This is a genomic window from Enterovirga sp. (assembly GCF_035325185.1).
GTDB lineage: Bacteria > Pseudomonadota > Alphaproteobacteria > Rhizobiales > Beijerinckiaceae > Enterovirga.
On the sequence record NZ_DAOLAJ010000043.1, the window covers coordinates 21,993 to 31,859 of the forward strand.

General features: G+C 69.1%; 7 protein-coding genes. 3 read left to right on the forward strand and 4 right to left on the reverse strand.

Annotated features, from left to right (window positions below; genetic code table 11):
• Positions 1-46 precede the first annotated feature (46 nt).
• The gene (locus tag PKD06_RS10410; RefSeq protein ID WP_324380104.1) at positions 47-1,201 is read right to left on the reverse strand and encodes a DUF3095 domain-containing protein; all 1,155 of its coding nucleotides are present in this window, start codon (positions 1,199-1,201) and stop codon (positions 47-49) included.
• Positions 1,202-1,340: 139 nt separating this feature from the next.
• Between PKD06_RS10410 and PKD06_RS10415 the strand changes: the two genes are divergently transcribed.
• Positions 1,341-2,522, forward strand: a complete 1,182-nt coding sequence (locus tag PKD06_RS10415) for a succinylglutamate desuccinylase/aspartoacylase family protein (RefSeq protein ID WP_324380105.1) — start codon at positions 1,341-1,343, stop codon at positions 2,520-2,522.
• 42 nt (positions 2,523-2,564) lie between these two features.
• Here the strand turns inward: PKD06_RS10415 and PKD06_RS10420 are convergent, their stop codons facing one another.
• The 3 genes from PKD06_RS10420 to ligD all read right to left on the reverse strand — a co-directional run bounded on the left by PKD06_RS10420 (position 2,565) and on the right by ligD (position 7,045).
• Positions 2,565-5,138, reverse strand: a complete 2,574-nt coding sequence (locus tag PKD06_RS10420) for a DUF3772 domain-containing protein (RefSeq protein WP_324380106.1) — start codon at positions 5,136-5,138, stop codon at positions 2,565-2,567.
• A gap of 122 nt (positions 5,139-5,260) precedes the next feature.
• Entirely contained in the window at positions 5,261-5,455 is a 195-nt protein-coding gene (locus PKD06_RS10425) for a hypothetical protein (protein ID WP_324380107.1), read from the reverse strand.
• Between the two features lie 81 nt (positions 5,456-5,536).
• Entirely contained in the window at positions 5,537-7,045 is a 1,509-nt protein-coding gene (gene ligD, locus PKD06_RS10430) for a non-homologous end-joining DNA ligase (protein ID WP_324380108.1), read from the reverse strand.
• 123 nt (positions 7,046-7,168) lie between these two features.
• On the opposite strand from ligD, the gene PKD06_RS10435 reads away from it, so the two are divergent.
• Together PKD06_RS10435 and PKD06_RS10440 are read left to right on the forward strand one after the other, a co-directional pair.
• Entirely contained in the window at positions 7,169-8,515 is a 1,347-nt protein-coding gene (locus tag PKD06_RS10435) for a malonyl-CoA decarboxylase (RefSeq protein ID WP_324380109.1), read from the forward strand.
• 109 nt (positions 8,516-8,624) lie between these two features.
• Positions 8,625-9,867, forward strand: a 1,243-nt coding sequence (locus tag PKD06_RS10440) for a malonyl-CoA synthase (protein ID WP_324380110.1), incomplete at its 3' end; no start/stop codon positions are given.

Here is a 9,867-nt window from a genome sequence, read left to right on the forward strand (position 1 = left end):
ACGAGCACCCGCCGGCCGAGATCCGCCGGCCAGGGGGAGGCGAGGATCACGAAGCCGCCTTCAGGCCGGCGGCGGCGGCCGCATAGCCGCCGGCCGCGCCGTCGATGAAATGGACATGGTCGCGCCGCAGCGGAGAGGGCGTGATGCAGGTCATCAGCGCCGCATCCTGGCGGTGGAGGCCGTAGCGGGCCTCCCCGGCCGCGGCGGCGGCCGCGAGGCGCGTCTCGATCTGCCGGACGAGGGCGGGCGTCGCGTCGATCGTCAGGCGCAGGCCGTCATCGTATTTGCGATAGTCGGAATTGGCCACGAGGTCTGCCATGTAGATGCCCGGATCGAAGCCGCGCAGCTTGAGCCGGAAGCGGAAGAGCACATAGCTCACGGCCGTGAAGGCGAGAAGCCGCAGCCGCGCGAGCAGGCGCGGGCCGCGGCTCCCCGCCATCCTCGCCTCGATCCCGAGGCCGGAGGAAGGCCAGCCGAAGGGCGGCCCTCCGGCCGGGACCGGCCGGCCTTCGTCCTGGCTGCGCGCGACGAGGTCCAGGATCTCCACGATCAGGCGGCGGTAGCGCTCGGGGTCGCCCGCCGGGGCGGGCCGCACGATCAGCGACAGGATGATCCCGTGCCGTGCCGGGATCGCGTCGAAGCGGCACGAGAGGCCGGTCAGGTCCGGCCGGGCGCCGGGCGGCGCCGGCTCGATCGCGTAGCGGCCGGCCTTGAGCTGGTCGTCGGCCCAGGCGAGTCCGCCGCCGGCGAACATCGCATAGGAGACGTTGGGCGAGGCGGCGAACTGGGCGAGGCGCACGTCGAGCCCTGCTGCCCGCACCTCCGCGACGGGAATCAGCCCGATGCGCAGATCGAGGCCGAACGTTTCCCGCACGAGGGTCGCGGTGGCGGCGAGGGCGCGGCGCGCCTCCCCGGCCCATTCGGGCGGCACGGCGAAGCTCGCCCCGTCGCCGCCGAAGACGAAGGGGAACGGGCGCTGCGAGACCTCGTTCGAGAGGGCGGCGATGACGGCGGCGCCCGCCATGTTGACCGTCTTGTAGCGCCCCGCCTGGATGGCCCGGGTCGAGCCGACGATATCGGCGCAGCCGAGGAGCCAGTCGCCCGGGAGCGGGGCATAGGCGCCCGTCTCGGCGATCCGCGCGAAATCGCCGAAGGTCGGGACGCGGGAGAGAAAATCGGAGCCCGGGGCCGGCTGGCTCATCGCTGCTTCATGTCATCAAATCCGGGTCTCGCGCAACGAGAGCCCGCGCCATGGACGCCGGGTGAAGCCGTGCGGGATTCTGTGATCGACGCGACCATCGGTGTACGACGCTGCGTTTCACAATGACGGAGGATCGATCATGTCGGAAAAGACCACGGGCCGTCTCGCTCGCCGGGACTTCATGATCGCAACGGTCGGTGCGCCGGCTGCTCTCGTGGCCGGCACCGCCGCTGCGCAGAAGGCCGCGGTGTCCGCCGGTTCGGGATCGGGGACCATCTATACCGGCGACACGATCGGCGGGAAAAAAGTCGTCAGCGCGCTCGATGTGAACGACCTGGAGGCAGGGCGGAAGCACCTCTTGTATTTTCAGGGCGTGGAGATGCCCACCGGACAGCATTGGTATGTGTCCGTGACGGTCGCCAGGGGGGCGAAGCCGGGCAAGCGCGTCGTTCTGACGAGCGGCGTGCACGGCGACGAGATGAGTTCCATCCATACGGTCCAGACCGTGATGAACCGGCTTGATCCGGCGCAGATGTCGGGCACGGTGACGGCGGTCACCGACGTGTCGCGCCCTGCTCTGGAAAGCATGCAGCGCCGGTGGCCCAATCAGGGCAGGGGCATCGATCTGATCGACATGAACCGGGAATGGCCCGGGAACGAGAACGGCCTGACCGCGCCGAGCCGCCATGCCGGGCTGCTGTTCAACCGGCTGCTGCGGCCGAACGCCGATGCCGCGATCGATTTCCATACCGGAACAACCGGATTCGATGTCGCCGCATTCAATATCGGCGAGACGGGCAGGCCCGAGGTCAAGGCGATGCTCGATCTCTATCCCGTCGGCCAGATCTTCGACATGCCGAAGCATGCCTATCCCACCGTCCTGCACAACGCGTTCATCGATGCGGGAATCCCGGCCTTCACGCCGGAAATCGGCGCGGCGCGCGTCCTGAACCCCGGGATGATCGAGCTGTTCGTGGAAGGCACCATGAACGTCCTCAAGCATCACGGCATCGTCGCCGGACCGATGGGCCGCACGGCCAAGGACATGACGGTTTTCGTCGGCAATAGCGGCTTCCCGATCCTGGCCACCGAGGGGGGAATCGTCGAGCATCTGGTCAAGCTCGACGACAGGGTCGAGCCCGGGCAGAAAGTGGCCGTTCAGCGCAACAGCTTCGGCGAAGTGGTCGCGGAATATGCGAGCGCGGTCGCCGGAGTGGTGATGGGCCAGCGCAGCGATGCCATGTCCGAGCCCGGAAACCCTTTGGTCATGATCCTTTTCAACAGGCCGACGCCGGACGGGGTCGAAATCTATCCCGAATAGGCCATCTGCGCGAGCGACGTTCCGGCGTGGACGCGGTGATCGTCACGGGTTCCTGTCCTCCGGATGCTCCTTCGTCTGCTCCCGCGCGGCGATGGCGGCGGCGATCGCCCGGAGCGCGTCCTGGACGGGCTCGAGGCCGAGAATATTGCGGCTGTCCGGCCCGAGCGGCGGAAAAATGCCTTCCGCCGACAGCGATGTCAGGATGGCGAAGTTCAGCTCGCTCTCGACCCGCGACTTGATGGCGATGTCGGGGACGATGCAGATCAGGTCGAAATCGAGCCAGGTCTCGCCGATCTTCCTGAAGAAGACGCGCGGCGGAGGCTCCTTCAGCACGCTGGGATGGGCGGCGGCCTCCGCGGCGAGCAGTTCGGCGGCCCGCGCCGCGTCCTGGCTGCGCAGCACCTTGACCGGGATGACCACGCGTCCCGTCACGTCCTGGCGCATGCGGTTCTTCACCGTGCCCGAGATCAGGCTCGAATTGGGCACGATGATCGTCGAGCGCTCGGAGGTCTCGATCTCGGTCGCGCGCACGCTGATCCGGCGCACATAGCCTTCGTCCCCGCCGACCACGACGAGGTCTCCGACCTTGATCGGCCGCTCCCATAGCAGGATCAGCCCCGAGACGAAGTTGTTGACGATCGACTGGAGGCCGAAGCCGATGCCGACCGAGAGCGCGCCGGCGACGATCGCGATCTTCTCCAGCGACAGGCCGAGGAAGCCGAAGGAGGCGGAGATGGCCAGGAAGAAGCCGAGATAGCTCGTCGCGGTGGCGATCGAGTTCCTCAGGCCCGCATCCAGGTCGGTCGTGGGCAGGAAGGTCGCGTTCAGCCAGTTCCGCAGGAGGCGGGTCACGCCGATGACGGCGCCGAAGAGCAGCAGCGCCAGGGCCACGCTCGACAGCGAGATGGTGACGCCGCCGACCTTCATGCCGAAGAAGAAGGCGGCCTTGAGGCTCGTGGTGAAATCGCCCGATTCGATGCCCCAGGGCGCGAGGGCCAGCATCGCGGCGGCGAGCCACAGGTCGATCTTGAGCGCGCCGCTCGCAATGAGGCCGATCTGCTGGAGGGCCTTCTTGCGCAGGCCGAGATTGGATTGCAGCGCCATCGAGAGGCGGCTGTCCCGCGAGAGCGTGCCGGCGACGAAATGGTCGCAGAGCCGCAGCGCCAGGAACAGGAGACCCGCGATGGAGCTGATCCACAGGATCTGGTCCAGCAGGAAGGTGGCGAAGGCGACATAGCCCGCGACCGAGGCGACCGCGACCGTCGCGACGACGATCCAGCCCACCGTGCGGACGGGGGCGGAGACCGTGGAGGCCGTCGGGACATAGGGGCCGAGGGAGGCTTCGTCCGAAGCATCCGCCTCCTGCTCGGAAAGGCGCAGGAGGAGGAGGCCGAGCACGGCCGCGGCCAGGATCGCGACGATGCCCTTCGCGGCGATGGTGACGGGAAAGGCGGCGGCGATCGACTGGTTGAGCGCATCGAGAATCCGGCCGACCACGATCACCGCGGCGAAGATCGTGCCGAGATCCAGGATCGCGCCCGCCATCCGCTCCGGGATCTGGACCAGCCGCCAGGCGGGAGCATCGGGAGCGAAGATGGCGTCGATCAGGGCCTTGACGAAGGCGAGGAAGGCCACCCCCGCGGGGATCGCCCAGGCCAGGGGAAGGGCGCGGTACGGGACGAGATCCAGCGAGATGAGGGCCTGGTAGACGATGAGGCTCGCCAGCACGGCCGGCAGCGTCTCGATGAGGAGGGTGTGGAGCGCCCCCCGAAGCTGGCGGCCGGGCTTGATCCCCGAGGCCGCGGGATTGCGCAGGATGATGCGCGGCACGATCCGGCGCCGGGCGAGATGAAGGATGAGGCCGGCCGCGAGGGCGAGGCCGAAGAGGAGGCGGCTGGAAGGCGAGGCGCGATATTCGAGCTGCCACCAGATGTCGCCGGCAAGCTGGTGCAGCGCGAGCAGGTCGCGGGGCGAGGACTTGATGGCGGAGAGCCAGAGATCCGGGCTGAGGATGGAATAGCTGCGCTGGAAGATCGCGCGCGCGAAATTCGCGCGCCGCAGGTCGCTGATCTGCCTCGTCAACTGCTCGCCCTGGACCAACAGGGCCCGGGCGATCTTGAGGCTTTCGTCCAGCTCGGAGACGGCTTGCTCGCGCTCGGAGCGGTCGCGGGCGACGTCCGCCCCCTCCGCGACGTCCTTCGGCTTCGGGCCGAGTTGGTTCAGCCGCACCCGTGCCGCGTCGAGCTTGGGCTCGATGACGGAGATCTGCGCGCGGAGCCGGTCGGTCAGCGGGTCCAGGCGGCTGCGAAGCGTCTGAAGCTCCTTGTCGGAGACGTCCGGCTTGCCGGCGCTGGCCTCGATGTCCTCGATGATCTTGCGCGACTCGTCGAGGCTGGCGATCAGGGCCTGGTTCTCGGGCGAGGGCGGAGGGGCGGGGGCGGGTTGGGGAGCAGGCTGGGGAGATGGCATCCCCGCCGCCGGAGCCGCGGCCTGCACCGGCTTGGCCGCGGCCGCGGGATGTCCGGCCGGAGCCTGGGCGCTCGCCGTGGCGGCCAGGATCGTCAGGCCCAGGGTGAAGGCGAGCAATGCCCGCCGGAGAGCCGTCAGCGCGGTCATGACATCCCAAAAGGTCGGGGCGCCCTTCCAGGCGCCCCTGCAGCGGCCGATTCGCGAGCGACAATAAAGGCCGGCTCTCGTGTCGCGCAAAATTCCCCAGCCGCAGGATGTCCGAAGGCCGCTCAGCGGCTCGGGGAGGTGTCCGTCGCAGCGGGGGACTGCGTCTGCGTGGCCGGAGGCGTCGGGCTCAAGCCGCTCCAGCCGATCATGGAGACTAGATAGAGCCCCGCCAGGAGGAGGCTCCCGGCCAGGACATACAGGACGGGCCTGCCGGGCCTGGCCTGCCGGGCCCGCTCGTCGTCGACGATCTTGGTCATGTGTTTCTCCGTTCGGTCGTGTTGCGGGGCGAACGGAAGGGTCGCCGGCCCGGTTCCCCGAGGGCGCCCCTTGGTACGGTATCAGGATCTGCCTCGCCCGGCGCGCGGCGAGGGGCCGCCAGGCAGCCGTTGGCGCAGCTTCGCGAGGTCGCGCCAGGGGTCCGATCCCTGGGTCTTCAGGCGGTTCGGCACGGTCCTGACGGAAAGCAGGGCGGGCCGGAGGGAGTCGTCCAGTTCCCCCCAGGCGAGCGGCACCGCGACGGGGGCGCCCGGCCGCGCGCGGGCGGAGTAGGGCGCGACCGCGGTCGCGCCGCGGCCGTTACGCAGGTAATCGACATAGACGAGACCGCGCCTCGCCTCCTTCGAGGCGGTCGCGACGTAGCGGCGCGGATCGTCCGCCTCCATCGCGTCGGCGAGAGATCTGGCGAAGGCTTTCGCCGCGGGCCAGGGTGCCGGCCCAGTCAGGGGCGCGACGACATGCAGCCCCTTGCCGCCGGTCGTCTTGACGAAGCTTTCGAGGCCTGCCTCCGAGAGCCGCTCCCGGACCTCCCTCGCGGCCGCGACCACGGCCTCCCAGGGCGTGCCCTCGCCCGGATCCAGGTCCATGACGATCCGGTCGGCATTCTCCACGTCGGCGATCGTCGCTCCCCAGGGATGGATCTCGATCACGCCCGCCTGGACGAGCGCGACGACACCCGGCAGGTCGCGCACGAACAGGATCTCCTCCTCTTCGCCCGCCTCGTCCCGGATCGTCTCGTGGCGGATATGGTCGCTCAGCCCGGCCCAGGGATGCTTCTGGAAGAAGCAGGTCCCGGCGATCCCCTGCGGACAGCGGACCAGCGCCAGGGGACGTCCGGACATATGCGGCAGCAGGTGGCCTGCCACCTCCTCGTAGAATTCGGCAAGGTCCCGCTTCGTGATGCCCTCGTCCGGCCACAGCACCCGATCGGGATGGGTCAGCCGCAGGCCGGCGACCTCGGCCGGCGCCGCGCCGGCCGCGCCGGCTGCGATCTCCTCGATGGTGCGTCCGCTCGCCACCGATCGCGGCTCCTCCTCCAGGATGTCGGGAGCATCCGGGGGCCGCGCATGTCCGTCCTCCTGCTTGATCAGGAGCCAGTTGTCGCGCCGCTCGCCGGGCCGCTGCTTCATCCGCACGAGATGCCAGCCGCCCTTGAGCTTCTCGCCTTCGAGGCGGAAAGCCAGATGGCCCTTCTCGTAGCCCTCGCGCGGATCGCCTTCGGGCAGCCAGCACCCGCGGTCCCAGAGCAGGACCGTGCCCCCGCCGTACTGGCCGGCGGGAATGACGCCCTCGAAGGAATTGTAGTCGAGGGGATGGTCCTCGACATGGATGGCGAGACGCTTCTCGCCGGGAACGAGACTCGGACCCTTGGCGACGGCCCAGCTCTTCATCACGCCGTCGAGTTCGAGGCGCAGGTCGTAATGGAGATGGCGCGCGGCATGCTTCTGGACGACGAAGGCCAGGGCGGCGCCGCGGCGGTTCCGCCTCTCCCGCCCTTCCGGCTCGGCCGTGAGGTCGAAGTCGCGCTTGGCGCGGTAGGAGGCGAGTTTCGCCGAAGGGGATTTGGCCATGAGGGAAACCGAGTGCGAACCGAGCGTGGAACTCCGCAGGCGCGAGGGCCGTTCCCCGGGGCTGCGAAGCCTGCGAGGATGGACTTTCGTCCGCAGAGACCGTGATGAAGCCGGGATGGTGTCATGGCGAATTCGTTCCTCAACGACCTGATGCAGACGCTCGGCGATCGCGGCCGGTCCTGGATCGGCCGGCCGCGCGGCGCGCTGCGGACCGGCGACCTCGCCGATCTCGGGGAGGCGCTGCTGTCGCGCCGGGGCGAGGCTTCGGGCGTCGCGATCGCCGCCTCCCTCCTCGACGGCTATGCCTTTGCGCCCCTGGCGGAGCGGCTCGCCTTCCTGACGGCTCTCGCCGACCGCTTCGGGCCGGACAGCGAGAGGCTGGCGCGCGCCGTCGCCGATTACCAGGCCGATCCGAATCCCCGTGCGACGGGAGCCTTGCAGGCCGCCGCCGAGCCCCGGCGCCAGGAACTGATCCGCCGCCTCAACCTCGCGCCGGGCGGCACGGCGGCGCTGGTGCACATGCGGGCGGAGCTTCTGTCCCATCTGGGATCTCGGCCGGATCTCGCCGAGGTCGACCGCGATTTCGCGCATCTCCTGGCCTCCTGGTTCAACCGCGGCTTCCTCGTCCTGCGGCCGATCGACTGGACCACGCCCGCCAATATCCTCGAGCGCATCATCCGCTACGAGGCGGTCCATGCGATCGAGGGATGGGACGACCTGCGCCGCCGGCTCGAGCCGCCGGACCGGCGCTGCTACGCCTTCTTCCATCCGCAACTCGTCGACGAGCCGCTGATCTTCGTCGAGGTGGCGCTGACCTCGGGGATTCCGCACGCCATCGCGCCGCTGCTCGATTCCGCCCGCGCCCCGCAGCGCGCCGAGGAGGCCGACACGGCCGTCTTCTATTCGATCTCGAACACGCAGAAGGGGCTCAAGGGCGTCTCCTTCGGCCATTTCCTGATCAAGCAGGTGGCCGAGGAGCTGAAGCGCGAATTGCCGGACTTGAAGACCTTCGTCACCCTCTCCCCCGTGCCCGGCTTCGCGCGCTGGCTGAGGCGGGAGCGGGGCCTCGACCATTCGCGCTATTTCAACGCGCAGGCGAAGGAGGCCCTGTCCGTTCTCGACCAGGAGGGCTGGCATGCCGATTCCGCCGCCGCGAGCCGCGTGCGGGATGTCGCGCTCGCCGCTGCGGCGGCCTATTTCCTGCGGGCCCGGAGCCCGAAGGGCCGTCCGATCGATCCGGTCGCCCGCTTCCATCTCGGCAACGGCGCGAGGCTGGAGCATCTGAACTTCCTCGGCGACGTCTCGGCCAAGGGGCTGAAGGCGGCGCACGGCCTGATGGTCAATTATCTCTACGATCTCGATGAGATCGAGAAGAACCACGAAGCCTATGCCGAGAAGGGAAAGGTGATCGCCGCCCCGCGCGTCAGGAAGCTCCTGCGCGCCGAGGAGGCGCCCAGGGAGGTCGCCTGAATCGCCTCTTTTCCGGGCCCGGCCGCATTTTCTTCACGCGAGCCGGGTCCACCTCGCTTGAAAATGCTCTAGAGCATCCGACGCGCTTCAAGCTCCGCGAGTCCGTGCCGTGAACGCCAATCTCTTCCAGCATCTGTCCGACGCCGTCTCCGACACCTCGAAGGTCGCCATCGAGACGAGCGCCGGACGCAAATGGACCTATGACGACCTCATCCTCGCGGCCGCGCGGATGGCGAATGCGCTCCAGGCGCGCGGCGTCGCGCCCGGCGACCGCGTCGCCGTGCAGGTCGAGAAATCGGTCGAGGCGCTCGTCCTCTATCTCGGCTGCCTGCGGGCGGGGGCGGCCTTCCTGCCGCTGAACACGGCCTATACGGGGGCGGAGGTCGAGTATTTCATCGGCGATGCCGAGCCCGCCCTCGTGGTCTGCGATCCGGCAAAGGCCGAGGCCGTCCGGGCCGTTGCCGGCAAGGTCGCGGTCGACACGCTGGATGCGGGCGGGCGCGGATCGCTGGCCGATCTCGCCGCCAACCAGTCCAACGCCTTCCCGACCGCCGTGGTCCAGCCCGACGACCTCGCGGCCATCCTCTACACCTCCGGCACGACGGGCCGCTCGAAGGGCGCGATGCTGACGCATCGCAACCTCGTCTCCAACGCGCTGACGCTGCGCGACTACTGGCGCTTCACCTCGGGCGACGTGCTGATCCACGCCCTGCCGATCTACCACACGCACGGGCTCTTCGTGGCCTCGAACATCGTCTTCCTGGCCGATGCCTCGATGCTGTTCCTGCCGAAATTCGACGCCGACGAGATCATGCGCCTCATGCCGCGCGCCACCGCGCTGATGGGCGTGCCGACCTTCTACACGCGCCTTCTCAGGCATCCCGGCCTGACGAAGGAGGCGACGGCGCATATGCGCCTCTTCATCTCGGGCTCCGCCCCCCTTCTCGCCGAGACGCACCGGGAATGGGAGGCGCGGACGGGCCACCCGATCCTCGAGCGCTACGGGATGACCGAGACGGGCATGAACACCTCGAACCCCTATGCCGGCGAGCGCATCGCGGGCACCGTCGGCTTCCCGCTGCCGGAGGTCGAGCTGCGCGTGGTCGATCCCGAGAGCGGCCGGGACCTCGGCCCCGACGAGGTCGGCATGATCGAGGTGCGCGGCCCCAACGTCTTCAAGGGCTATTGGCGCATGCCCGAGAAGACGAAGGCGGAGATCAAGCCGGACGGCTTCTTCATCACCGGCGACCTCGGCAAGATCGACCCGAAAGGCTACGTCCATATCGTCGGGCGCGGCAAGGACCTCATCATCACGGGGGGCTTCAACGTCTATCCGAAGGAGGTCGAGAGCG